Origin of the sequence: Prauserella cavernicola, assembly GCF_016595675.1 — a bacterium.
GTDB lineage: Bacteria > Actinomycetota > Actinomycetes > Mycobacteriales > Pseudonocardiaceae > Prauserella_A > Prauserella_A cavernicola.
This window is the reverse complement of record NZ_JAENJH010000011.1, coordinates 149397-173922: the sequence shown is the minus strand read 5'-3', so window position 1 is coordinate 173922 and position 24526 is coordinate 149397. Positions and strand designations below refer to the sequence as shown.

Below are 24526 nucleotides of genomic sequence, written 5' to 3'. Positions count from 1 at the left end.
CCGGGGCATGTTCCCCGAATCTAAGGCAGCCGGGACGCACGCGTACCGGTTCGTCATGATCGACCGCTGTGAAAGGGCGTACGTGGCAGCCGCAAAGACCGCAACCCGAAGCGGAACGAAGACAACGAGCGCCGCCGAGGAAGCGACAGCCGAGGACAGCACGGCGGCCGCGAACGGTACGGCGACGGGTGCGAAGACCCCCGCAGACAAGCCGGCCGCGAAGAAGGCGCCCGCGAAGCCCCGCAAGAACGCCAAGGGCGACAAGGCGAAGCCGAAGGGTGCCGAAGGGGACCCGGAGGACGTCGACGCGGCCGAGCTCGAGGACGTCGACCTGTCGGACCTCGACGTCGACGCCGTAGAGGTCGACGTCGTCGACGCGACCGTCACCGAGGAGGACTCCGAGGAGTCCGAAGGCGACGAGGAGACCCCCGCCGCTCCCGCGACCACCAGCAAGACGTCGCGGTCCTCTAACGACCCCGACTTCGTCTGGGACGAAGAGGAGTCGGAGGCGCTGCGGCAGGCCCGCAAGGACGCCGAGCTCACCGCCTCGGCCGACTCGGTGCGCGCCTACCTCAAGCAGATCGGCAAGGTCGCGCTGCTCAACGCCGAGGAGGAGGTGGAGCTCGCCAAGCGCATCGAGGCCGGGCTCTACGCCGCCGAGCGCGTGCGCGTCGCCGAGGACGAGGGCGAGAAGCTCACCACTCAGATGCGCCGCGACCTCAAGTGGATCGTGCGCGACGGTGAGCGGGCCAAGAGCCACCTGCTCGAGGCCAACCTTCGCCTGGTGGTCTCGCTGGCCAAGCGCTACACCGGCCGTGGGATGGCGTTCCTGGACCTGATCCAGGAGGGCAACCTCGGTCTGATCCGCGCGGTCGAGAAGTTCGACTACACCAAGGGCTTCAAGTTCTCCACCTACGCCACGTGGTGGATCCGGCAGGCGATCACCCGCGCCATGGCCGACCAGGCGCGCACCATCCGTATACCGGTGCACATGGTCGAGGTGATCAACAAGCTGGGCCGTATACAGCGTGAGCTGCTGCAGGACCTCGGCCGCGAGCCGACTCCCGAGGAACTCGCCAAGGAGATGGACATCTCCCCGGAGAAGGTCCTCGAGATCCAGCAGTACGCCCGTGAGCCGATCTCGCTCGACCAGACCATCGGCGACGAGGGCGACTCGCAGCTCGGTGACTTCATCGAGGACAGCGAGGCCGTGGTGGCCGTGGACGCGGTGTCGTTCACGCTCCTGCAGGACCAGCTGCAGTCCGTGCTGCAGACCCTGTCCGAGCGCGAGGCCGGCGTGGTCCGCCTGCGCTTCGGTCTCACCGATGGCCAGCCGAGGACTTTAGACGAGATCGGCCAGGTCTACGGTGTGACCCGCGAGCGCATCCGCCAGATCGAGTCCAAGACCATGTCGAAGCTGCGCCACCCGTCGCGGTCGCAGGTGCTGCGCGACTACCTGGACTGACGCGACAAGTCGACACCCCTCGTGAGGTTTTCCGGCCTCACGAGGGGTTTTTCTTGCGCCGGGCCGAGCCGATGCTCGCCAGGACCAGGCCCACCAGCGCCAGCGCGACACTCGCCGGGATGTGTGCGGCCTCGGGCAGCAGGTGCAGCTGCACGAACCAGCTGTGCGTGGAGCTGTCCGCGATCCGGTTGACGAGCCCGCCGACGCCCTGGACGACGAGCAGGATTCCCAGTAGTTCGATCACGCCCCCAGCGTGTCGTCGCCGCCGGGGCCGGACATCGGCGAACGGCAGGACCCGGCCGTCATCAGTTGGGAGGACGCCGAACGCTCGCCCGATGTGCTGAGATGGTCGGGTGCCGCCGCGTTTCCTCCCGCTCCGCGGGCTGCCGCCGCTGGGCCAGGACCTGGCCATCGCCGTGGGCTACTTCCTGCTCGGCTGTGTGCTCTACGCGGCGGGCCTGCATTCACTGTTCGGCGGCGACCACATTCCGATGTGGACTCGATATCTCGTGTTCGGCGCGCTGTGCTGTTTGTTGTTGCTGCGCCGTCGTTTCCCGGGGTTGCTGCTGTGCGTGGCACTGGTGCCGCTGGCCGTGGACGCCGCGCTCGGCGTGACGGTGCCGGTACTGCTGGCGTTCGGCGATCCGCTCTACGGGGCGACCGTGTACGGGTCGCGGCGGCTCAGCAGGGCCATGGTCACCATCACGGCGCTCGGCGCGCTCGGCGCGTCGGTGGGGGCGCTGCTCATCGTGGCGGACTGGCGCGTGGCGGTGCTCGCGATCGTGCTGTACGTGCCGTTCATCGCGGTTCCGGTGTGGTGGGGCACCGAGATCCGCTGGCATCGCGAGCTCATGGAGACCGAGCGGGAGAACGCGGCGCAGGCCGCGCGCATCGCGGAGCTCGACCGCGACGCCGCCGTGGCGATCGAACGCGCCCGGATGGCGCGGGACCTGCACGACGTGATCGCGGGCCACCTCTCGGCGATCGCCCTGCAGTCGGAGGCTGCTCTGTCCACAACAGACCCTAAGGCCGCCAGAACGGTACTGACGTCGGTGCGGGAGAACAGTGTGAGCGCACTGGAGGAGATGCGAACGATGATCGGCCTGCTCCGCGACAACACGGCAGGGGAGGTCACGGCGCCCGCCCGGCTCGACGGGCTCTCCCGGCTCACCGAATCGGCGAGAGCGAGCGGGATGCGCCTGGACGTCCATACCGACCTCGACGAGCGCGCCACGCTGCCCGCCGCCGTGGACCTCACCGCCTACCGCATCGCGCAGGAGGCGCTGACCAACGCGGCCAAGCACGCGCCGGGAGCCGGGGCGTCGCTGACGATCCGGCACACGGGCGGCCTGGTCACCGTCGAGGTGACCAACGAGCTCACCGGATCCGCCCGCCCGCACGAACCCGGCACCGGGCTGCTCAGCATGCGCGAACGGGCGTCCGCCGTCGGCGGCTCCTTCGACGCGGGTCCCGGCGGGCCGGGCTGGCGGGTGCGCGCGGTGCTGCCGGTGCCGGAGGCGAGCGCATGAGCATCCGCGTCGTCGTGGCCGACGACCACGGGGCGATCAGGGCGGGCATCGTGATGATCCTCGCCGGCGCCGACGGCATCGAGGTGGTCGGCGAGGCCGCCGACGGCGCCGCCGCGATCAGGCAGGCCCGCGCGCTCAAGCCGGACGTGGTGCTCATGGACGTGCGGATGCCCGACGTGGACGGCATCACCGCCACGCGCGACCTGGTCGGCCAGGGTCTGTGCGAGGTGCTGGTGCTGACGACGTTCGACCTCGACGAGTACGTCTACGGCGCGCTGCGGGCCGGTGCGGCCGGGTTCCTGCTCAAGTCCGTCGAGGCACCCCGGCTCATCGAGGCCGTACGGCTGGTCGCCGCGGGCGAGGGCGTGGTCGCGCCGCAGGTGACGCGCAAGCTGATCAGCGCGTTCGCCGAGGCCGCTCCCCCGCCCGCGCGGCCCGCGGGACTGGAACAGCTGACCGGACGGGAGCGGGAGGTGCTCGCGTGCCTCGGCGAGGGACTGTCCAACGCCGAGATCGGCGCGAAGCTGTTCATCGGCGAGACGACCGTGAAGACCCACGTGTCGCGGGTGCTGACGAAGCTGCACCTGCATTCCCGGGTTCAGGCGGCGCTGCTAGCCAGCGAACTGGACGGCTGATCACGCGTTGCCCAGCGGGCGTTGCTCACCTGGATTACCGTGTCGCGGGTGGGAATTTTCCGGACGCTCAACGTCGACGACGTTCTCCAACGGCAGGAATCGGGCGACCTGAAGCGGCGGCTGAAGAGCCGGGATCTCGTGGGCTTCGGTGTCGGGATCATCATCGGTACAGGGATCTTCACGCTCGCAGGGGTCGAGGCGAAGAACCACGCCGGTCCCGCCGTGACCCTGTCCTTCGTGATCGGCGCCGTGGTCGCCGGGCTCGCCGCGCTCTGCTACGCCGAGCTCGCCTCCAGCGTGCCCACCGCGGGCAGCGCCTACACCTATGCTTTCGCCACGCTCGGCGAGGTCTTCGCGTGGATCATCGGGTGGGACCTGCTCCTCGAGTTCGCGCTCGGCGCCGCCGTGGTCTCGAGAAGCTGGTCCGGGTATCTGGCGAACCTGCTCGGGCTACCGCCGGAGCTGTTCGGCGAGGAAGCGGTCGTCAACATCGGCGCGGTGCTCATCATCGCGGTGCTCACGGTGATCGCCGTGGCCGGAATCCGGCAGTCCTCCGTGGTCACCAACGCGCTCGTCATCGTCAAGGTCGCCGTGTGCGTGCTGGTGGTCGTGGTCGGCGCGTTCTTCGTCAAGGCCGCGAACCTGACACCCTTCATCCCGCCGGCGCAGCCCACCGACGACAACACCGGCACGCTGTACCAGCCGGTGGTGCAGGCGGCACTAGGCCTCGAACAGTCGGTGTACGGCCTCGCCGGGATGCTCACAGCGGCGGCCGTGGTGTTCTTCGCCTACACCGGTTTCGAGGCGCTGGCCAACCTCGGTGAGGAGACGCGCAACCCGGGCCGGGACCTGCGGATCGGCATCCTCGGCGCGCTGGCGTTGTGCGCGGCGCTCTACGTCGCCGTGTCGCTCGTGCTCACCGGCATGATCCCGTTCACCGACATCGACGAGGGCGCACCGTTGGCGGCGGCGTTCAACTCGGTGGGACAGCACTGGGTCGGCGCGGTGATCTCGCTGGGCGCGGTCACCGGACTCACGTCGGTGATGATGGTGCAGCTCGTCACGATCGGCCGGATCGGCTTCGCGATGGGCCGGGACGGTCTGCTCCCGAAGGCTCTGGGCAGGGTGCACCCACGCTGGGGCACCCCGCACCGCATGACGATCGGTGGCGCCGCGCTGATCGCGGTGATCGCCGCGGTCGTGCCGATCAGCGAACTCGCCGACATGGTCAGCATCGGCGCGCTGTCCGCCATGATCATCGTGGCGATCGCGGTGCCGGTGCTGCGCCGGTCGAGGCCCGACCTCAAGCGCCCGTTCCGGGTTCCGTTCTCGCCGGTGCTGCCGATCATCGCGGCGCTGGCGTGCCTGTACCTGATGCTGAACCTGGACGTGCTCACGTGGCTGCGGTTCGGCGCGTGGCTGCTGCTCGGCCTGGTGATCTACCTGGTCTACGGCCGCAAGCACTCGCGGCTGGCGGTCGAGGAGCGCGAGCAGGAGAAGCCGCTCAGCTGAGCGAGGCGGGGCTGCCGTGAAGGGCACCTTTACCGCGTTGAACGCAGTAAAGGTGCCCTTCACCGCAGCGGGGCGGGGCTGCCGTTGTCCCAGAGTTCGGCGCGCAGTCCCGCGTCCGCCACCACGGCACCGGCCGCCTCCGCCGCGGTCGGGGGGACGACCAGCAGCGCGCCACCGGGTGCGCCACCGTCGCGCCGCAGGGCGGCGGCCAGATGACCGACTGGTTGCAGGTGAACACCGTTGTACCCCAGCGACTCATAGGTGTCCACAACGGACACCAGCGTTCCCTCGACACTCGTCAGCGCACCGGCGACGAGCACGAAGTGGCCGACCCGCCAGCGGGATGTCCACAGTGGAACGATTCCGGTGTCGAGGTAGTCACGCAGGGCTCGTTCCGGGGTATCGGGTGCGGCGAACGAGCCCGTGTCGACGTTGGCGATCAGCGCGACCAGCGGCAGGCCGCGCGCACCCGCCAGCAACGCACGGACCGAGGACTCCGTCCAGTTCCCGCTCGCGGGCACGGCGCACAGTGTGCCGCCCGAGAGCGTCTCGATCGCCCGCGCGACGCCGATCGCGGACGTGCCCGCCAGCTCCTCGTCGGCCGTGCCCGGCAGGGCCAGCCGGAAGTCCGCGCGGCCCTTCTCCCCCGGTGGCAGGCTCGCCGAGCCGTCCTCGGCCAGCACGGTGCCCGCCGCGAGCGCCACCTCGTCCTGGTCGTTCACCTCGACGCCGTGGGCCCGCAGCGCCACCAGACCGGCGAAGGCGCCGCACAGCTCGTCCTTCTGCGGACGCTCGGCGCTCGCGTTCGCGAGGATCTCCTCGGCACCGGGCAGCGGGTGCACCTCGTCGAGCAGGGACACGGCGTCAGTACCGCCACAGGTGCGCGTCGACGAGCTCGTCGATCCGCTTGCCGTTGGCCCAGTCGGCGTCGGAGGCCCTGACCGCTTGGAACGCGCCCAGCAGCTCGTCGCCGAGCACCCCGGACACGCGCGGCGACGCGGCGAGCGCGGCCGCCTGCTCCGCGGGCGACGACGGTAGCCGGTGCACGCCGTGGGTCTCGCGCTCGGCGTCGTCCCACGTTCCGGGGTCGGCGGCGATCGGAGGGGGCGGTTCCAGCCCATCCTCGATGCCCGCGACGCCGGCGGCGAGCACCACCGCGAGCGCCAGGTACGGGTTCGCCGAGGCGTCGCACGGCTTGTACTCGACGTTGGCGTGCTCGTCGCCGAGCAGTTGGGTACCGGGGACGTAGCGCAGCGGCGCCTCACGGTTCTCCGTGCCCCAGAACGCGTGGGCGCTGGCGAAGTAACCGGGGCGCAGGCGCGCGGTGGAGGGCACGCTCGGCGCGGTCACGGCGGTCAGCGCGGGCAGGTCGCGCAGCAGGCCCGCGACGTAGGCGGCGCCGTCGGTGTCCGGGACCTCGCGGCCGGCGAGCAGGTTGCGGCCCTGCCGCCACACCGACGTGTGCAGGTGCCAGCCGTTGCCCGCGGCCTGCGGGCTGACCAACGGCGCGAAACTGGCTCGCAGGCCGTGGGCGTGCGCGGCGGCGTGGATGGTCTGGCGGGCGAGCAGCTGGTCGTCGGCGGCCGAGAGCGGATCGGTCGCGGCCAGGCTCAGCTCCAGCTGGGCGAGCCCGTACTCGGCGTGCAGCTGGCCGATCCGCAGCCCATTGGCCTCGACGTCGTGCAGCAGGGCCGCCACGAACCCGTCGAGCCCGACGAGTGCGTGCGGGCTGTACGCCGGGCCGGTGTGACCGGGCGCCGCCGTGATGCCCGAGCTGCCGAGCGGGGCGATCGAGAACTCGAGTTCGAAGCCCGCGCGCAGCTCAAGGCCCTTCGCGGCCGCCTCGGCGACCTGGCGTTCCAGCACACCGCGCTGGCAGTACGGCCACGGCGAGCCGTCGGGCGCGACCTGCCGGGCCGGCGCCCACGCGAGCGCGGGCTGGCCCGCGAGCCTGCGCAGGCGCTCGAGCACCGGGAACAGCCGGACATCGCCCGAGGGCGTGCTCAGCCCGGCGTGGGCATAGGTGATGCGGTCGTGGGTGTCGAAGACGGCGAACAGCGTGGTGGCGCCCACCCCGCGGCTCGCGGCGTCGGCGAGGCCGCCGATCGGCACGATCCGCGAGCGCGGAATGCCGTTGTTGTCGGCCCAGGACAGGTGCACGCCCCGCACGCCGGCGAGGGCGAGGTCCTTCGCCGTCGCCGATGCCGCCTTGCTCATCGACTCATCCTGCCAGCGGCACGGGCGCCGGTCACGCCGCTGGCGGCTACGGCGGTTCACGCACCGCGGGCTCGTCGCGCGAGCGCAGCGCCACCCCGCCGACCACGGCGAGGATGCCCAGCGCCTCCAGCAGGCTCGGGACCTGGCCCAGCACCACGATGCCGGTGAGCGTCGCCGTCACGGGCAGCAGCGCCAGCAGCACCGCGAACCGGGCCTGCCCGACGCGGCGCAGCACCACCTGGTCGAGGACGTAGGGCACCACGGTGGACAGCAGGCCCACGCCGATGCCCAGCGTCAGCAGGTCCGGGTGACCCCACACGCCGCCCGTGCCGAGCGCCAGCGGCGAGAGCACCACGGTGGCCACGGCGAAGCCCACCGCGAGGCTGTCGATGCCGTTGCCACCGAGCGCGACCTTCTTGCCGAGCAGGATGTAGCCCGCCCATGCCGCGGCGGCGGCCAGCGCGAAGGCCACGCCGGCGGGACTGCCCCTGAGCTGGACGTCGGCGATGCACAGCACCCCGGCCGCCACGAACACCAGCGCCGCGATGTCGCGGCGGCCCCGGGAGCCGAACGCGGCGACCACGACCGGGCCGACGAACTCCAGCGCGACGACCGTGCCGAGCGGCAGCCGGGCGATCGCCTCGTAGAACACCACGTTCATCCCGGCCGTGACCACGCCGAACGCACCCGCGAGGAGCAATGGGCGACCACGCCACGCGGCCCTACCCGGTCTACGCCACGCCAGCAGGATCAACGCGGCACCCAGACAGCGCAACCACGCGACTCCGGACGGTGACGACTCGGGAAACAGCCACACCGCGAGCGCCGCGCCGACGTACATGGAAATTCCGCTGAGAACGAACAAGATCGGGGCCGGTAGCCGGTCGATCCGTCGTTTCGACGCCGCGATGTCCACGCCTTGATGGTGCCTGACCATGGCAAACGTGATCGACGGGGTGATCGTTTCCTGCATTCCGGGATCGATCTAGGACATCTGGGGTAATTCGGCGTGACACACCTCCCACACACACGGGAACACTTGCGGGCCGCGAAACGTCTGCAAGAGTGGAGGCAGCGAACACCGAGGGAGGCACTCCGCCCGACGAGGTGATCGCGGCTGAACTGATGGCATCGGCTCCCGATGCCGGGACGGAGGGAGACCCCCATGACTTCACCGACGCTCACCCGCCCCGACCTGACCGCTGCGGACCGTTGCGACCGCTGCGGGGCAGCCGCACAGTTGCGCGCAGTACTCCCAAGCGGCGGAGAGCTGCTGTTCTGCGGGCACCACGGACGCGAGTACGAAGCCAAGCTCAAGGAGCTGGAAGCCGACATCCAGCGCTGAGCCGCCACAACCAGCCGCGAGAACGGGCGGGGATCCTGACGAGGGTCCCCGCCCGTTCTGCTACACAAGGGACAGTGACAAGAACCACACCCTGATCTTGCGGGAACCAGGGAGCTCCGGCAGGCGACCTGACAGTCATGTCGACCGAGGCCGAGATCGAGAAGCCGAGCGCCGAGCCGCCATCCCGCTGGACTCTGCGGCCGCTGCTGTTGCGGCTGCACTTCTACGCCGGCATCCTCGTCGGCCCGTTCATTCTCATCGCCGCGCTGACGGGGCTGCTCTACATCTTCTCGCCGCAGCTCGACGAGGCGATCTACGACCACGAGCTGCACGTGACGCCCGAGACGACCTCGGTGGCACTGTCCGAACAGGTCGCGGCGGCCGAGGCGGAACTGCCCGACAGCACTCTGTCCGCGGTCCGCCCCTCCCCCTCGCCGACCGACACGACACAGGTGATCTTCTCGACGCCGGGGCTGGCCGAGAGCTACTTCCACACCGTGTTCGTCAACCCCTACGACGGCGAGATCCGCGGGGTGCTCGAGACCTACGGCTCGGGGCAGGCGCTGCCCGTGCGCGCGTGGCTCGACCAGCTGCACCGGGGTCTGCACCTCGGCGACGTCGGCCGCCTCTACAGCGAGCTCGCCGCCAGCTGGCTGTGGGTCGTGGTGCTCGGCGGGCTCGTGCTCTGGTGGGGCAGGCGGCGCCGCAAGCGCCTCGTGCCCGACCGCACCGCCACCGGGCGGCGGCGCACGCTGTCCTGGCACGGCGTCACCGGGACCTGGGTGGCGCTGGCGCTGTTGTTCCTCTCCGCGACCGGGCTCACGTGGTCGCAGTTCGCCGGGCAACGGGTCACCGATCTCAGATCGTCCCTGTCGTGGGAGACCCCGACGGTCTCGGCGTCGGCCGGTGAGCACGCCGAACACGGCGCCACCGGTACCGGTACCGGGACCGGTGACGGGACCGGCGACGGCACCGGCGAGCACAGCGGGCATGGCGAGCACGGTGACCACGGCGACCACGGTGCCGGTGCCGACGCACCCGACATGCCGGTCACGAACTCCGGGATCGACCGCGTGCTGGCCGCGGCCAGGAGCGAGGGCTTCGAGGATCCCGTGGAGATCAGGCCGCCCTCCGGCGAGGGCGAGGTCTACGTCGTCCAGCGGGTCCCCCGCGTGTGGCCCTCGGCCCAGGACGCCGCGGCCATCGACCCGAACACCGCCCAGGTGCTCGAGGTGGTGCATTTCGACGACTGGCCGCTGATGGCCAAGCTCGCCCGCTGGGGCGTCGACGCGCACATGGGCCTGCTCTTCGGGCTGCCCAACCAGCTCGTGCTGACGGCCGTGTGCCTCGCGGTGATCACGCTCGTGGTGCTCGGCTATCGCATGTGGTGGCAGCGCAGACCCACGAAGGACGCCGGGTTCGCGCTGGCCAGGCCGTTCCCGAGAGGCGGGTGGCGGCGGGTGCCACCGTGGGCGCTGGCGTTACTCACGGTCGCGGCGGTCTTCGTCGGCTGGTTCCTGCCGCTGCTGGGAGTCTCGCTGGCGGGGTTCCTGATCATCGACGCGCTGCTGGCCGCACGCAAACGCCGCCAGACCGCGGCCCGGCGGTAACCACGCGCGCAGTCGCTCAGACGCTGTCGAGGACGCCCTCGAAGGCGGCCTCGGCAGCGCCGAGCAGCTTCACATCGGCGCCGAGCGAGGACTTGCCGATCCGGACGCCACCGACCGCACGGCTCACCATGCTGCGCTTGCGCACCTCGTCGCTCACCTGTTCCAGGATCACGGGTGGCAGGGCCGCGAACAGGTCGCCGAGCACCACCTGCTCAGGTCCGAACAGATTGACGACGTTGACCAGTCCGAGGGTGAGCCACTCGGCGAACTCGCCGAGCACCTTGACCGACGCGACGGGATCCGCACCGAGTTCCCGCAACTCCACGATGATGGCGCCCCGCGGACTGGTCGCGGGCAGCGACAGCGCGGTGCGCAGCGCCGACTCCCCGATCTCGGTCTCCCAGCAGCCGATGTTGCCGCAGTAACAGGGCCGCCCACCCGGGTGCACGATCATGTGCCCGAGCTCGCCGAGGAAGCCCGAGGCGCCGCGCAACGGAGCGCCCTGGGCGATCACTCCCCCGCCCACGCCGATGTCGGCGGAGACGAACACGAGATCCGAGGTGCCCCGCGCGGTCCCGCGCAGGTACTCGGCCAGTGCGCCGAGCTCGGCGTCGTTGCCCACCACCACCGGCACGTCGAGCGCGCCCGACATCCGGGAGCCCAGCGCGACGTCGGACCAGCGCAGGTTCGGCGCCTCGTGCACCCGGCCGTCGGCGCGGCGCACCACGCCCGGAACCGAGATGCCGCACGCCACCGGAGTGAGGTCGAGGTCCGCGGCCAGCAACGACGTCGACTCCAGGACGTGGGTGATCACCTCGCCGGGCTCACGGGTGCGCCGGTGCAGGTTCCAGCTGTTGCGGCCCAGGATGAGCCCGCCGAGACCGACCAGTGCGATCGCGACGTGCTCCACCTGGATGTCCACCGCCAGCACCACCGCGGCCTGCGGTTGCGGCAGCACCAGCAGTGACGGCCTGCCCGCACCGCGCCCCGGCCGGGGCACCCGTTCCTCGACCACGCCGGCCTCGGCGAGACCGTCCACCAGCGTCTTGATGGTGCTGCGGTTGAGCCCGAGCTCCGTCGCCAGCCTGGCCCTCGTGACCGGGCCGCCCACGTGCAGGAGACGGAGCAGACTCGAACGGTTGTACCGGCGCACCTCGTCTGGTCGGGACACGGGTGTGCTGGTCACGACGTTATCGTTCCATCACCCGAACTCATCGTGCCGCGGAGGCCGCGCGACGACGCGACAGCGCGTCGACGGTCGCGGCGAGCAACAGCACCAGGCCGGTCACGATGGACACCACCGCGGCGGGCTGGGAGAGCAGCCCCAGACCGTTGGCGACCACGGCGAGCACTGAGCCACCGATGACCGCGTCGGAGACCCGGCCCCGGCCGCCGAACAGCGACGCACCACCGATCACGGCCGCACCGACCGCGAACAGCAGGGTGTTGAGGCCACCGGCCTGCGGGTCCACCGAACCGACCTTCGACGAGTAGACGATCGCACCGAGCGCGGCCACCGACGAGCACACCACGAACACGCTCGCGCGGATCTTGGTGACGTTGACGCCCGCGCGGCGCGCGGCCTCGCGGTTGCCGCCGACGGCGTAGATGTGCCTGCCGTACTGCGTCCGGTTCAACACGTAGGTGCCGATGACGAGCAGGCCGAGCACGATCGGCACCACGTAGGGCACGCCGGTGATCACGATGTTGTCGTTGGGCGCGCGGTTGATCGTCAGCAGCGCGGTGGCCGCGATGCCGATCGCCGCCATCGCGCCCGCTTTGAAGAACACGATCGAGGTCGGCTGGGTGACCAGTCCCCGCCGCAGCCGCGAGTAGTGCCTGCCCAGGGTCAGCGCCGCGAAGCCACCGACCGCGACAACGCACAGCACCCAGCTGCCGAGCACCGACAGGTTTCCGTTGGCGACCTGGTTGAGCACCGGGGAGCTGCTGATGCCGATCACCCCGCCCTCGCCGATGAACTGCAGGATCACGCCCTGCCACGCGAGGAACAGCGCGAGAGTGACCACAAAGGACGGCATGCCGATGCGCGACACGAGGTAGCCGGTGATGCAGCCGATCGCCGTGCCCGTGCACAGCGCGAGCAGCATCTCGATCCACGGGTTGGCGGCCATCCCCGAGGCCGCGATCACGATGCCCAATACGGAGATCGCGGTACCGGCCCAGATGCGCAATAGCGCGGCGAGCACCGCCCCGAGCCCCAGTGCGGCCAGGAACAGGACGAAGACCGTGGAGCCCATCCCGCCCATCAGGTTGCCGTTCTCCGCGAAGTGCATCGCCAGCACCGCGCCCGCGACACCGGACGCCGTACCCGCCGACAGGTCGATCTCGCCGACCAGCAGGACGAAGACGATGCCCATCGCGATGATCGTCTGCCCCGCCCCCTGGGCGAGCAGGTTCGCGAGGTTGTTGAGCGACAGGAACACATCGGACAGTGATGCGAACATGATGACGAGCGCGACCAGGCCGAGCAGCGCGGGCAGCGACCCGAGCTGGCCTGCGCGGAGCCGGGAGACGTAGTCCCGCACCGCCTCGGACGTCGACATGGTGGTGGTGTCGATGCCGAAGTCGGTGATCGCCGTGTTCGACGACTCCGTGGGAGTTTGAGTCATGGTGGGTTCTTTCTGGTTCACGGGATCGTTCACCGGCTCACAGCACGGCGTGCTCGGGCCGGGCGAGGCCGATGTCGCCGGAGCGGCCCGCGGTGATCAGCTCCACGACCTGCCCGTGGGTGACGTCCTTGGTGTGGACCTCCGCGACCATCCGGCCGAGGTAGAGCACCGCGATGCGGTCGGCGACCTCGAAGACGTCGGCCATGTTGTGGCTGATCAGCACCACGCCGAGCCCCTGCTCGGCGAGCCTGCGGACCAGGTCGAGCACCTGACGCGTCTGTGCGACACCGAGCGCCGCCGTCGGCTCGTCGAGCAGCACGACCTTGCTGTCCCACAGCACCGACTTGGCGATCGCCACGGTCTGGCGCTGTCCGCCGGAGAGTGCGGACACGGGTGTGCGCACGGACTTCACCGTGCGCACCGACAGCGACGCGAGCGTCTCGCGCGCCGCCTTCTCCATGCTGGCCTCGTCGAGCAGCCACGAGCTGCCGCGCTCGCGGCCGAGGAACATGTTCTGGACGATGTCGAGATTGTCGGCCAGCGCGAGGTCCTGGTAGACGACCTCGATGCCGAGCTCGGCGGCGTCCTTCGGGCTGCGGATGTGCACCGGCTTGCCCTGGAACTCGACCGTGCCCGAGTCGGCACCGTGGATGCCCGCGATGCACTTGACGAGCGTCGACTTGCCGGCACCGTTGTCGCCGACGAGGGCCGTGACCTCACCCGCACGAACGTCGAGGTCGATGTCGTGCAGGACGTGAACCGGTCCGAAGGTCTTGTTCAGACCGGTGATGTGCAGGATGGGCTCGCTCATGCTTGTCCCTGTCGAGTCTTTCGTGGGGCCGGGACGGGACGCGTTGTCGGGGTACGCGTCCCGCCCCGGAGATCGGGCACCGGTCAGGAGATGCCGAGTTCCGTGCAGGCCTGCTGCAAGTCGCCCGTGCACACCTCGTCGGCCTTCACGTAACCTTCGTCGATCACGCGCTTGACCTCGTCCCTGGTGATCAGCGTCGGCTCCAGCAGCACGGACTTGACCTCGCGGTTGCCCTCGGGGTCGTTGCTCGTGTCCTTCGCGAGCTCGTCGGCAGCCGCCGTGTCACCGCTGGCCAGCGCCGCCACGAGCTTGGCCGTGGCCTCCGCCTCCTGCTGGATCGGCTTGAACACGGTCATGTACTGGTCGCCGCGCAGGATCGCCTTGAGGCCGTCCGGGGTGGCGTCCTGACCGGTCACCGGGACGGCGCCGCCGCCCATGCCGTTCTTCTTGAGCACGGTGATGATCGCGCCGGCCAGGCCGTCGTTGGCGGCGACGACACCGTCGACCTTGCCGCCGTTGGACGTCAGGATCTGCTCGAAGGTCGTGCCGCCCTTCTGGTTGTTCCAGTCGTCGATCGGCTGGCTCTGCACGAGCTCGAGCGTGCCGTCGTCGTAGAGCGGCTTGAGGACGTTGCGCTGGCCCTCGTGGAAGAGCGTCGCGTTGTTGTCCGTCGGCGCGCCCTCGATCTCGATCACCTGGGCGCCGCGCTTGCCCTCGAGCGCCTGCACGAGGCCCTCACCCTGCAGCTCGCCGACCCGCACGTTGTCGAAGGACACGTAGTAGTCGGAGCCGCCACCGAGGTTGAGTCGGTCGTAGTCGATGGTCGGGATGCCCGCGTTCTTCGCCTTCGTGGCGACCGCGCTGCCGACCTCGCTGTTGATCGAGGCGATCACGAGCACCTTGACGCCCTGGGCGATCATGCCGTCGGCCAGTGTCGAGAACTTCTGGACGTCACCCTGGGCGTTCTGGACGTCGGGGTCGAAGCCCTCGGCGCGCAACGCCTCTTCGAGCATCGGCTTGTCGAAGCCCTCCCAGCGCGCCGACGTCGCCGTCTCGGGCAGGATCACTCCGACCTTGCCGTTCGGGCCGGCTTCGCCCTGCGCGGACGAGTCGCCCGCGCCGCCCTCGTCGCCGCCCCCGGTGTTGGCGCCGCACGCCGCGAGCGTCAACGTAACGCCCAGGACAGCAGCGGCGAATGCAAGAGGTCTCTTGGTCCGCATCCGTAGAACCTTTCCGGAATTCCAGCCGACGAGCGGCGGCCCGGAAAGGGCCGGCGCACCGTCGCGCAAATGTTGTGGCCGACAACATATGCCTGCCATCCGGGTACCCGAAAGAGTTCTGGAACGATTAAGTCCGCTCGAACCGGACACGGTTTGGTAACCCAACGGGCACCTCAGGTTCCCGAGAGTCCCCGCCCATCCGCGCGAGTCGTGCAGTCGGGACGTCGGTGGATATCGACCAGGTCCTCGACGGGACTCGCGCGCGGGGCGGGTCCGCCTCGCCACGGGATCGCCAGCCCCAGCGCGGAACTCTCTGCCCCACCGCGAAGCCCGCTCGCCAGTACAGGGCCTCGAACATTGAACCGGGACTGATTGAGGGCACAGAACATTCATCGACTGGGCCTGCGGTTGCGGCACGGAACGGGCCGGAGCGCAGGACTCCGCACGGTGGCGTGCGGCGGTGGCGGGATTACCAGCTGCGGAGGGTGGCTATGCGTTCTTCCAGTTGTTCCACCGTCGCCATGGCGGTGGGCGGGCCGCCGCAGATGCGGCGCAGCTCGTTGTGGATCGCGCCGTGCGGCTTGCGGGTGCGGTGGTGGTACACGCCGACGAGCGCGTTCAGCTCCTTGCGCAGCGAGTGGATCCGCTCGCCCACCGACCTCGGCCTCGGCGTCACCTCGGCCGGGCCCGCGTCGGCCTCCGGCTTGCGCCGCTTGGAATCGGCGAGCTGCTCCTCCTGCCGCTTGCGCAGCAACGCGCGCACCTGGTCCGGCTCGAGCAGCCCCGGCAGGCCCAGATACTCCTGCTCCTCGTCGCTGCCCGAGAACACCGCCGTGCCGAAGGAGTTGCCGTCGTAGATCACCTGATCGAGCTCGGCCGAGGCGCCCAGCGACGTGAACGCCTTCTCCTCCTCGCCCGGCTCGTCCTCGGTGCGGTTGGCGGCGACCAGCAGCTCGTCGTCCCAACCGTCCTTCTCGCGGTGCGGCTTGCCGAGCACGTGGTCGCGCTGAGCCTCCAGCTCGCTGGCCAGCTCCAGCAGCACCGGCACGCTCGGGAGGAACACGCTGGCCGTCTCGCCCGGCTGCCGCGATCGCACGAACCGGCCGATGGCCTGAGCGAAGAACAGCGGTGTCGACGCGCTCGTCGCGTACACGCCGACGGCGAGCCGGGGAACGTCCACGCCCTCCGACACCATGCGCACGGCCACGAGCCAGCGATCGTCGGTGTCGGAGAACTCGCCGATTCGCCTGGTGGCCTGGGGATCGTCGGAGAGCACCACCACGGGTTCCTCGCCCGAGATCCGGGTGAGGATCTTGGCGTAGGCGCGCGCCGACTCCTGGTCGGTGGCGATCACCAGCCCGCCCGCGTCCGGGATCCCGGCCGCGCGCAGCTGGGTGAGCCGCGTGTCGGCGGCCTGCAGCACCGACGGCACCCACTCCCCGCCCGGGTCGAGCGCGGTGCGCCACGCCCTGGCCGTCTGCTCGGCCGTGAGCGGCTCGCCGAGCCGCGCGGTGAACTCGTCGCCCGCACTCGTGCGCCACGACGCCTCACCCGAGTAGGCGAGGAACACCACGGGCCGGACGACGCCGTCGGCGAGCGCGTCGGCGTAGCCGTAGGAGTGGTCCGCCTTGCTGCGCAGGGACCCGTCCGCGTCCGGCTCGTAGGAGATGAACGGGATCGGCGAGTCGTCACTGCGGAACGGCGTACCGGTGAGTGCGAGCCTGCGCGCCGCGGGCGTGAACGCCTCCGAGGTCGCGTCGCCCCACGACTTGGCGTCGCCCGCGTGGTGGATCTCGTCGAGGATCACCAGCGTCTTGCGGTTCTCGGTGCGCACCCGGTGCAGGTTCGGATGGGCGGCGACCTGGGCGTAGGTGACCGCGACGCCCTGGTAGTCCGACGAGGTGACGCCCGTGGTGTTGCGGAAGTTCGAGTCGATGGCGATGCCCGCCCCGGCGGCCGCGATCGCCCACTGGTGCTTGAGGTGCTCGGTGGGCGTGACGATGGTGATCGCCTCGATCGTGCGGTCCGACAGCAGCTCCGCCGCGATCCGCAGGCCGAACACCGTCTTGCCCGCGCCGGGTGTCGCGACCGCGAGGAAGTCCTTGGGCCGCTGCGTCAGGTACCGGGTGAGTGCCCTGCGCTGCCACGCGCGCAGTGGCCGGGCGGTGGAGTCGTGCTGGGGTTCGGGCGCGGCGAACCCTGGCTGGGTCTGAGCCGTGTCCGACACCGCCGCTCCCACTCCTCTCGCCGACTCGCCCGCGCGTTCGCGGACACACGAAGGCCCCCACGAGGGGCGTCCCCGGCAGCCGTGCCGGTTCCGCGGTGAGGGCGCGCCGACGAGAGTACCTGCCACCCACGACATCGGCGCCCGGCGCCACGCCGGATAGGGACCCGGCGCGCCAAACTCCAGCGCATAGACCATGCTTGAAGCGCGATGGAGACACGAGACCCGGACAAGCAGGACGAGGGTGGCCGCGCGCCTGAACCCCGGGTCAGGCGCAAGGGGTTCCGCCTCGTCAGCCGAACGCTGAGCAAAGCGTGGGCCGGCAACATCTTCTCGGAGGCCGCCGAGGCGGCGTTCTGGCAGACGTTGTCGCTGCCCCCGCTGCTGCTCGGCCTGCTCGGCAGCCTCGGCTTCATCGGCGACTGGTTCGGCTCCACCATCGTGGGCCAGGTGCACGACAACATCATCGACTTCTCCGAGACGATCTTCTCCGGCAGCGTCGTGCGCCAGATCATCGAACCGACCGTGGACAACATCCTGACCACGGGAAAGAGTGAGATCGTCTCGGTCGGCTTCCTGATCTCCCTGTGGGCGGGTTCGTCGGCGATGTCGTCGTTCGTCGACGCCATCACGGTGGCCCACGACCAGTACGGCGTGCGCAACGAGGTGTGGCAGCGGATCTTCGCGCTGCTGCTCTACTTGGCGAGCCTGGTGCTGCTGGTGGTCGGCCTGCCGATCGTGGCGATCGGGCCCGACCTGCTGCCGGAGTTCTTCCCCGTCGACTGGCGGCCCACCATCGCCGAATGGGTGGGCACCCTCTACTACCCCACCGTCGCGCTGGTGCTGGTGCTCGCGCTGGCCACGCTCTACAAGCTGGCCCTGCCGCGCAAGCTGCCGTGGCACCGCGGGCTGCCCGGCGCGGCGCTGGCGATGGGCATCTTCCTGCTGTCCAGCATCGGGCTGCGGATCTACATCAGCTGGATCACGACCACCGGCTACACCTACGGGGCGCTGGCGACGCCGATCGCGTTCCTGCTGTTCACGTTCTTCATCGGCCTCGCGATCGTGGCCGGCGCGTATTTCAACAGCGCGATCCAGGAGATCTGGCCCGCGAAGATGACCCGCAGGCAGCGCCGCCGCTGGCGCAGGCTCGAGATGGAGCGGGCGGGCGAGCGCATCCGCGAGCAGGAGGGCATGAGCCTCTGGCAGCGGACGACCATCCCGCTGCGCAGGCCGCGCAAGCCGGAGCCAGAGGCGCCGGAGGAGTCAGCGGAGCCGACCGAACCCGCTCAGCCGACCGAGCCCACGGGGCCGGAGGCCCGCAACGGCAAGGCCGAGGAGAGCCCGTCGGACGGGTCGGCCGGCGAGCCCGCCGGGACGGAGTCCCCGGCGGGCGAGACCCGGAGGGCCGACCCCGAGGACGCGGACTACTCGTCGCCGCCGCCGGGCGGCAGACCCTCGTAGATCTTCTTGCAGTCGGGGCACACGGGCGCGCCGGGCTTCGGCGACTTCGTCACCGGGAACACCTCACCGCACAGGGCGACCACGTGGCTTCCCATGACCGCGCTCTCGGCGATCTTGTTCTTGCGCACGTAGTGGAACATCTTCGGTGCGTCGTCGTCGGTGGAGTCGGTCCCCTCGGGCCGGGTGTCCACCTCGGGCAAAGTCTGCGTACTCACGCATCCATCATGCCGCATGAACGCCCCGGCCGGCTCACCCGATCACCCACCCACCGGCGGTTCCCGACCGGCCGGTAGGCCAGGATGCGTAGCGTGATCAGCCCCGCTTCCCACCGTCTCGCCATGTCCGCCGAGGTCGCGGACGCACTCGCGGACGGCGTCGCCGTCGTCGCGCTCGAGAGCACCATCCTGTCCCACGGCCTGCCGCCGGGCCGCAACCTCGACGTCGGCCACCGCCTCGAGCGGACCGTGCGCGAGGGGGGAGCCGTGCCCGCCACGATCGCCGTGCTCGATGGGCAGGCGCTGATCGGCCTCTCCCGCGCCCAGCTCGAGCGCGTGTGCGCACCCGACGCGGACCTGGACAAGCTCTCGCTGCGCGATCTCGGTGCCACGATGGCGCTCGGCGGTTCCGGGGCCACCACGGTGGCCAGCACCGCCTCGCTCGCCCACGCGGCCGGTATCGGCGTGTTCGGCACCGGCGGGCTCGGCGGCGTGCACCTTCCCCTGCCCGGCACCACGACGACGTGGGACGTCTCTGCCGACCTCGGCGCGCTCGCGCGCACGCCCGTGCTGGTGGTGTGCTCGGGCATGAAGTCGATCCTCGACATCCCGGCGACGCTGGAGGTGCTGGAGACCAACTCAGTGCCGGTACTGGGGTACGGCACCGACGACTTCCCGAGCTTCTACCTGCGCTCGTCGGGCCTGCCCGTGCCGCACCGGGTGGACGACCCCGCACAGGTCGCCGCGGTCGTCTCGGCGCACCGCCGGTTCGCCGACTCCGGTGTGCTGCTGGCCAACCCCGTCCCCCGCGAGTTCGAAATGGACAGAGCGCTGCACGACCGGCTGCTCGCCGAGGGAATGGAACTGGTGGCCTCCCGCGACGTGCACGGCGCGGACGTCACGCCCGTGCTGCTGGAGCACTTCCACACCGCGAGCGGCGGCGTGAGCCTGGACGCGAACGAGGAGCTCGTCGTCTCGAACGTGCGGCTGGCCGCGCAGGTGGCCGTGGAGCTGGCGTCGTGAAGGTGGTCGTCGTCGGCGACGCCGGCCTCGACGTGGTGGCGCGGCACGACGGACCCGTGGTGCACGGCGGCGACACCCGAGCCCGGGTGCGGCTGACCGGCGGCGGTGCGGGGGCCAACACGGCGCTGTGGCTGCGCACGGCGGGCGCTCAGCCCACACTCGTCGCGCGGATCGGCACCGACCTGGGCGGGCACGCCGTGCGCACCGGACTCGAGGCCGCGGGCGTCGAGTGCGCCTTCGCCGTCGACGCCGAGGCTCCGACGTGCTGCGTCGTGGTGCTCGTCGACAACGACGGCCAGCGCAGCATGCTGCCGGACCGGGGAGCCAACGCGAACCTGTGTCCCGAGGACGTCGACGCCGGGGCGCTGGCCGGTGCCCGGCACCTGCACCTGTCCGGCTACGTCCTGCTCGATCCGTCGTCGCGGCCCGCGGGACTGGCGGCACTGGCCGCCGCACGCGAGGCCGGGCTGACGACGTCGGTCGACCCGCAGTCGGCGGCACTGCTCACCGACCCCGCCGCGTTCCTCGACGACGTGCACGGCGTGGACGTGCTGCTGCCCAACGCGGTGGAACTCGAGGCCATCGCGGGCGAGCCGGGCGTCGACGCCGCGGCCCGGTTGCTCGACACGGTGGGAGCCGTGGTCGTGACCACCGGACTGGGCGGCGCGTCCTGGGTGGGCCGCGACGGTGTCCACAGCGTGCCGTCGGATCCCGTGCCGTGCGTGGACAGCACCGGAGCCGGCGACGCCTTCAACGCGGGCCTGCTCGCCGCGTGGCTGCGCGGAGAGTCCACAGAGGACAGCCTGCGGACGGGCGTGCGGCTGGGCTCGCTGGCGGTCAGCCGCGTGGGCGCGCAGCCTCCCGAGAACTGACCCTCGCTCAGCCGTCGATGACGCGGTGGTCGCGGTCCTCGATCTGTTTCGCCTCACGCTGGTAGCGGCTGACCTCTTCGGCCTTGCGCGGCGGGCGGTCGTTGGCGATCAGGACCGCGATCCACGGCAGCGGCACGGACAGCACGATCAGCGCCAGTGCGAGCCACCACGTCTGGTAGAAGATGCCGGCCAGAATCAGGCACGGAAACCGCATCCCCATGGTGAGGACGTACTTGCGCTTGCGGGCGGCCAACTCGTCGTCGTAGGAGGGTGCTGCAGCGGTGATCAGCACCGGATCGGTCCGCTTCTCGTGCTCGTGCACTGGCCTCACCTCCACCAACTCATGCTCCCACCGTCCGGGCTCACGCGACAGGCGGGGAGGCGAGTCGGTCCAGCGCCGCCACCACAAGAGTCTCCACACCCGTGCGCAGGGTCGGATGCAGAACCGGGGCAAACCGGGACGAATGGTTCGAGGGAACGTCGGTCTCGAACCGGCCCGCGCCCAGCGCGTCGAGCACCATCCGCTCGTCCAGCCCGCCGACCAGCCAGAACACCGAAGGCACCCCGGCCCCGGTGCCCAGCTCGCCGAAGTCCTCGCTGCCGGTGACGAGTGGCGCATCCCACACGCGGCCGTCGGGAAAATACTCGCTGAACGCGGCGGTCAGGCGTGCCGTGGCCGCGTCGTCGTTGGCGGTCACCGGAAACGACGCGAGTTCGGTGAGGTCCGGTTCCCTCGGCGAGCCCGCGGCCTCGGCCTCGCCGCGCACGATGCGCGCGACCGCGGCGAGCACCCGCGCGCGGACCTGGGTGTCGAAGGTACGGATGTTGAGTTCGAGGGTCGCGTCGTCGGGGATGATGTTGTGCGCCGTGCCCGCGTGCAGCGACCCGACGGTGACCACCGCCGACTCGGTGGCGGCCAGCTCGCGCGAGACGATCGTCTGCAGCCGTTGCACCACCGACGAGGCCAGCACCACCGGGTCCACGGTCGTCTCGGGACGGGAGCCGTGCCCGCCGCGGCCGTGCAGGGTGACGCGCAGCGCGTCGGTCGCCGCCATGAGCACACCGGGCCGGGTGAGCACCCAGCCCGCCGGCCCCGGCGTGACGTGCTGGCCGAACACGAAATCCGGCGTGCCCGCCCGCTCGAACAACCCGTCCTCGACCATCGCCCGCGCGCCGCCGCCGGACTCCTCCCCCGGCTGGAACACGGCGAGCAGGGTTCCCGACCAGTCGGCGCGGCCCTCGGCGAGCAGCGCGGCGGCGCCGGAGAGCCACGTGGCGTGCATGTCGTGCCCGCACGCGTGCATCACGGGCACCTCGGTGCCGTCGTCCCCGGCGGCGCGCACGGTGCTGGCGTAGTCGAGCCCGGTGCGTTCCTCCACCGGCAGCGCGTCGATGTCGGCGCGCAGCAGCACGGTCGGGCCCTCACCGTTGCGCAGGACGCCGAGCACGCCGGTACCGCCGATCCCGGCGTGCACCTCGAAACCGGCCCCGCGCAACCGCCGCGCGAGCTCGGCCGCCGTCCTGGTCTCGCGGAACGACAGCTCCGGATGCCGGTGGAGGTCGACGTAGAGCCGCTCCAGGTCGGGCAGCGTCTCGTCGAGTCCGGACAGCACGCTCGTCACTCGGGTCCCCATGCGCACATCTGACCACGCGGGGCCGGAGCGCGCCCGGTACCGAACGGCGCCGCGGCGCATGTGCCGTGGGACGATGACACACCGTGAGCGACGTACTTCCGGATCTGTCCCCCGATCTCTGCGCCCGGCTGCGGGAGGCCTTCCTCGCGGCGCGCTACGACACCGACGGGGTGGTGGAGGCGCTCGGCGGTGCCGCCCACGCCGCCCTCGGCCGTGGTGAGCCGGTGCCCGCGCTGCGGGCCAGCGGCGACGCGGGAACGCTGGGCACGTTCATCCGGCTGTTCCTGCTCGGCGAGGCGGAGCCGGAGCGCGCGGTGCGCTCGGCACTCGGCGGCCTTCCGGTGGAGGACGCCGTCGCCTCGGGACTGCTGCGCGCCGACGGCGGGTACCTGCGGGCGGGGCTGGACGTGCGCCCGCACGGCGACGACCAGGGTTCCTGGTGGGTCGTCTCCGATCTGGACTCCGACCAGCTGGGCGCGGCCGTCGGCGAGGACCACGTGCTCGGGGTCGGGCACGCGTCGCTGAGCCTCGTCAGGGCCACCAGCCGTCGCCCCGTGGACACGCTGCTGGATCTGGGCACCGGCAACGGCGTGCAGGCGCTGCACGCGAGCAGGCACGCGCGGCGCATCACCGCCACCGACGTGTCCGAGCGAGCACTGCGGCTCGCGCGGGGCACATTCCAGCTCAACGAGCTCGACGTGGAGCTGGCGCGCGGCGAGTGGTTCGCTCCCGTGGCGCGCAGGCGGTTCGACCAGATCGTGTGCAACCCGCCGTTCGTGGTCGGGCCGCCGAGGGTCGACTACACCTACCGCGACTCGGGACTGGCCGGTGACGACGCGAGCGCGCTCGTGGTGCGCCAGCTGCCCGCGTTCCTCACCGACGGCGGCGTGGGCCAGCTGCTCGCGTCGTGGCTGCACGTGGAGGGCGAGGACTGGTCCGACCGGGTGAGCCGGTGGCTGCCGCAGGGCACCGACGCGTGGTTCGTGCAGCGCGACATCGCCGAGCCCGCGCTCTACGTCGGCACCTGGCTGCGCGACGCGGGCATCGACCCGCGCTCGGCGGAGGGCAGGACGAAGGCCGCGGCGTGGCTCGACTGGTTCTCCGAGCACGACGTGGAGGGCGTCGGCTTCGGGTTCGTGACCCTGCGCCGCACCGAGGGCGTGCCGACCATCGTGTGCGAGGACCTGCGGCAGGCCTACGACGACCCGCTGGGCACCGAGGCGGCCGGATGGCTCGATCGCGTGGAGTGGTTGCGCGGCCACGGTTCCCGCCTGCTGGACACCGTGTTCCGGGTACCGGACTCGGTGGTGCTGGAGCGCGTCGACGAGCCGGGCGACGACGGCTGGCGGACGGCGATCCGGCGGCTGCACCGCATCGACGGCCCGGGCTGGCAGCACGAACTCGACGAGCTGGCGACCGCCCTGCTGGCGGGCTGCCGGGGTCTGCTGCCGCTGTCGGATCTGCTGGGGCTGCTGGCCGTGGCGCACGGCGAGGACGAGACCGAACTCGAGGACGCCGCACTGCCGGTGGTCGCCGAGCTGGTCCGGCACGGGATGCTCGAGGTGGTGGCATGAGGGCGGTCGCGGCCCGCGTCACGGAGGCCTCGGTGACCGTCGAGGGCGAGGTCGTCGGCGCGATCGACGAGCCCGGCCTGTTGGTACTGCTGGGAATTCACACCGAGGACACACCGGAGCAGGCCGCCACGATGGCGCGCAAACTGCACGAACTCCGCATCCTGCACGACGAGGAATCATGTGCGAGCGCCGATGCACCGCTGCTGGTGGTCTCCCAGTTCACTCTCTACGGCGACACCCGCAAGGGCCGCCGTCCATCGTGGACCGCGGCGGCCAGGCCGGAGGCGGCGGAGCGGCTCGTGGACTCGGTGGTGAGCGAGCTGCGCGAGCGCGGCGCCACGGTGAGCACGGGCAGGTTCGGGGCGATGATGGCGGTGCACAGCGTGAACGACGGGCCGTTCACCGTGCTGGTCGAGGTTTAGACCAGGTTAAGAAAACCGGCCGGAGTGCCCCGGTTCCCGCCTTCTCAGGAAAACCTCAGCATTGCTTCAACGTGAGGCGCTCAACACAGCGTCGCGCTCGGGAACGATTCGGCGTGCACCGGCG

The 24526-nt window shown here is 71.0% G+C and carries 23 protein-coding genes; 11 read left to right on the top strand and 12 right to left on the bottom strand.

Going from position 1 to position 24526, the window contains the following annotated elements:
• The first annotated feature begins 55 nt into the window (after positions 1-55).
• Complete coding sequence (locus JHE00_RS30755; RefSeq protein WP_200324949.1) at positions 56-1465, top strand: RNA polymerase sigma factor; 1410 nt, start codon at positions 56-58, stop codon at positions 1463-1465.
• A 37-nt stretch (positions 1466-1502) separates the two neighbouring features.
• Here JHE00_RS30755 and JHE00_RS30750 read toward each other — a convergent pair whose 3' ends face one another.
• The gene (locus tag JHE00_RS30750) at positions 1503-1709 is read right to left on the bottom strand and encodes a hypothetical protein (protein ID WP_200324947.1); all 207 of its coding nucleotides are present in this window, start codon (positions 1707-1709) and stop codon (positions 1503-1505) included.
• A gap of 109 nt (positions 1710-1818) precedes the next feature.
• On the opposite strand from JHE00_RS30750, the gene JHE00_RS30745 reads away from it, so the two are divergent.
• The 3 genes from JHE00_RS30745 to JHE00_RS30735 are packed head-to-tail and all read left to right on the top strand — an operon-like array spanning position 1819 to position 5141.
• The gene (locus JHE00_RS30745; protein ID WP_200324945.1) at positions 1819-2994 is read left to right on the top strand and encodes a sensor histidine kinase; all 1176 of its coding nucleotides are present in this window, start codon (positions 1819-1821) and stop codon (positions 2992-2994) included.
• On the top strand, positions 2991-3629 hold the full coding sequence (locus JHE00_RS30740; RefSeq protein WP_200324943.1) for a response regulator: 639 nt from the start codon (positions 2991-2993) through the stop codon (positions 3627-3629). Before JHE00_RS30745 ends, JHE00_RS30740 begins: the two co-directional genes overlap by 4 nt.
• Before the next feature lie 48 nt (positions 3630-3677).
• Entirely contained in the window at positions 3678-5141 is a 1464-nt protein-coding gene (locus JHE00_RS30735; RefSeq protein WP_200324941.1) for an amino acid permease, read from the top strand.
• 59 nt (positions 5142-5200) lie between these two features.
• On the opposite strand, the gene JHE00_RS30730 is transcribed toward JHE00_RS30735, so the two are convergent.
• The 3 genes from JHE00_RS30730 to JHE00_RS30720 are packed head-to-tail and all read right to left on the bottom strand — an operon-like array spanning position 5201 to position 8295.
• On the bottom strand, positions 5201-6001 hold the full coding sequence (locus tag JHE00_RS30730) for a DUF6885 family protein (protein WP_200324939.1): 801 nt from the start codon (positions 5999-6001) through the stop codon (positions 5201-5203).
• 4 nt (positions 6002-6005) lie between these two features.
• Positions 6006-7358 (bottom strand): type I glutamate--ammonia ligase, encoded by a 1353-nt coding sequence (locus tag JHE00_RS30725; RefSeq protein WP_200324938.1) that lies wholly within the window; start codon positions 7356-7358, stop codon positions 6006-6008.
• A 46-nt stretch (positions 7359-7404) separates the two neighbouring features.
• Positions 7405-8295 (bottom strand): EamA family transporter, encoded by an 891-nt coding sequence (locus tag JHE00_RS30720; protein WP_200324935.1) that lies wholly within the window; start codon positions 8293-8295, stop codon positions 7405-7407.
• A gap of 228 nt (positions 8296-8523) precedes the next feature.
• On the opposite strand from JHE00_RS30720, the gene JHE00_RS30715 reads away from it, so the two are divergent.
• Entirely contained in the window at positions 8524-8703 is a 180-nt protein-coding gene (locus tag JHE00_RS30715) for a DUF7455 domain-containing protein (protein ID WP_200324933.1), read from the top strand.
• Positions 8704-8840: 137 nt separating this feature from the next.
• On the top strand, positions 8841-10313 hold the full coding sequence (locus tag JHE00_RS30710) for a PepSY-associated TM helix domain-containing protein (RefSeq protein WP_200324931.1): 1473 nt from the start codon (positions 8841-8843) through the stop codon (positions 10311-10313).
• Between the two features lie 16 nt (positions 10314-10329).
• On the opposite strand, the gene JHE00_RS30705 is transcribed toward JHE00_RS30710, so the two are convergent.
• From JHE00_RS30705 to JHE00_RS30685, 5 genes are all read right to left on the bottom strand, one after another.
• Entirely contained in the window at positions 10330-11499 is a 1170-nt protein-coding gene (locus JHE00_RS30705) for an ROK family transcriptional regulator (protein WP_200324929.1), read from the bottom strand.
• 25 nt (positions 11500-11524) lie between these two features.
• Positions 11525-12943 carry a sugar ABC transporter permease gene (locus JHE00_RS30700; protein ID WP_200324927.1) on the bottom strand — a complete coding sequence of 473 codons (1419 nt, stop codon included), beginning with the start codon at positions 12941-12943 and terminating at the stop codon, positions 11525-11527.
• A 37-nt stretch (positions 12944-12980) separates the two neighbouring features.
• Positions 12981-13754, bottom strand: coding sequence for an ATP-binding cassette domain-containing protein (locus JHE00_RS30695; RefSeq protein ID WP_200324925.1), 774 nt, complete (start codon positions 13752-13754; stop codon positions 12981-12983).
• A gap of 83 nt (positions 13755-13837) precedes the next feature.
• Positions 13838-14974, bottom strand: a complete 1137-nt coding sequence (locus tag JHE00_RS30690; RefSeq protein WP_200324923.1) for a sugar ABC transporter substrate-binding protein — start codon at positions 14972-14974, stop codon at positions 13838-13840.
• A gap of 469 nt (positions 14975-15443) precedes the next feature.
• Positions 15444-17201 carry a DEAD/DEAH box helicase gene (locus JHE00_RS30685; RefSeq protein WP_200324921.1) on the bottom strand — a complete coding sequence of 586 codons (1758 nt, stop codon included), beginning with the start codon at positions 17199-17201 and terminating at the stop codon, positions 15444-15446.
• Between the two features lie 207 nt (positions 17202-17408).
• Between JHE00_RS30685 and JHE00_RS30680 the strand changes: the two genes are divergently transcribed.
• Positions 17409-18662 (top strand): YihY/virulence factor BrkB family protein, encoded by a 1254-nt coding sequence (locus JHE00_RS30680; protein WP_200324919.1) that lies wholly within the window; start codon positions 17409-17411, stop codon positions 18660-18662.
• On the opposite strand, the gene JHE00_RS30675 is transcribed toward JHE00_RS30680, so the two are convergent.
• Positions 18626-18877 carry a DUF3039 domain-containing protein gene (locus JHE00_RS30675; RefSeq protein ID WP_200324917.1) on the bottom strand — a complete coding sequence of 84 codons (252 nt, stop codon included), beginning with the start codon at positions 18875-18877 and terminating at the stop codon, positions 18626-18628. The genes JHE00_RS30680 and JHE00_RS30675 overlap by 37 nt on opposite strands.
• Before the next feature lie 123 nt (positions 18878-19000).
• On the opposite strand from JHE00_RS30675, the gene JHE00_RS30670 reads away from it, so the two are divergent.
• A complete protein-coding gene (locus JHE00_RS30670; protein ID WP_230425250.1) occupies positions 19001-19900 on the top strand; it encodes a pseudouridine-5'-phosphate glycosidase in 900 nt (299 codons plus the stop codon).
• Positions 19897-20772, top strand: a complete 876-nt coding sequence (locus tag JHE00_RS30665) for a carbohydrate kinase family protein (protein ID WP_200324913.1) — start codon at positions 19897-19899, stop codon at positions 20770-20772. The genes JHE00_RS30670 and JHE00_RS30665 overlap by 4 nt, the downstream gene beginning before the upstream one ends.
• Positions 20773-20779: 7 nt before the next feature.
• Here the strand turns inward: JHE00_RS30665 and JHE00_RS30660 are convergent, their stop codons facing one another.
• Both JHE00_RS30660 and JHE00_RS30655 read right to left on the bottom strand, forming a co-directional pair.
• Positions 20780-21109, bottom strand: coding sequence for a DUF3099 domain-containing protein (locus JHE00_RS30660; RefSeq protein WP_307832190.1), 330 nt, complete (start codon positions 21107-21109; stop codon positions 20780-20782).
• A gap of 25 nt (positions 21110-21134) precedes the next feature.
• Positions 21135-22406 (bottom strand): amidohydrolase, encoded by a 1272-nt coding sequence (locus tag JHE00_RS30655; RefSeq protein WP_200324911.1) that lies wholly within the window; start codon positions 22404-22406, stop codon positions 21135-21137.
• 83 nt (positions 22407-22489) lie between these two features.
• Between JHE00_RS30655 and JHE00_RS30650 the strand changes: the two genes are divergently transcribed.
• On the top strand, positions 22490-23980 hold the full coding sequence (locus JHE00_RS30650) for a DUF7782 domain-containing protein (RefSeq protein ID WP_200324909.1): 1491 nt from the start codon (positions 22490-22492) through the stop codon (positions 23978-23980).
• Entirely contained in the window at positions 23977-24402 is a 426-nt protein-coding gene (gene dtd, locus JHE00_RS30645) for a D-aminoacyl-tRNA deacylase (RefSeq protein ID WP_200324907.1), read from the top strand. Before JHE00_RS30650 ends, dtd begins: the two co-directional genes overlap by 4 nt.
• The last annotated feature ends 124 nt before the right edge of the window (positions 24403-24526 follow it).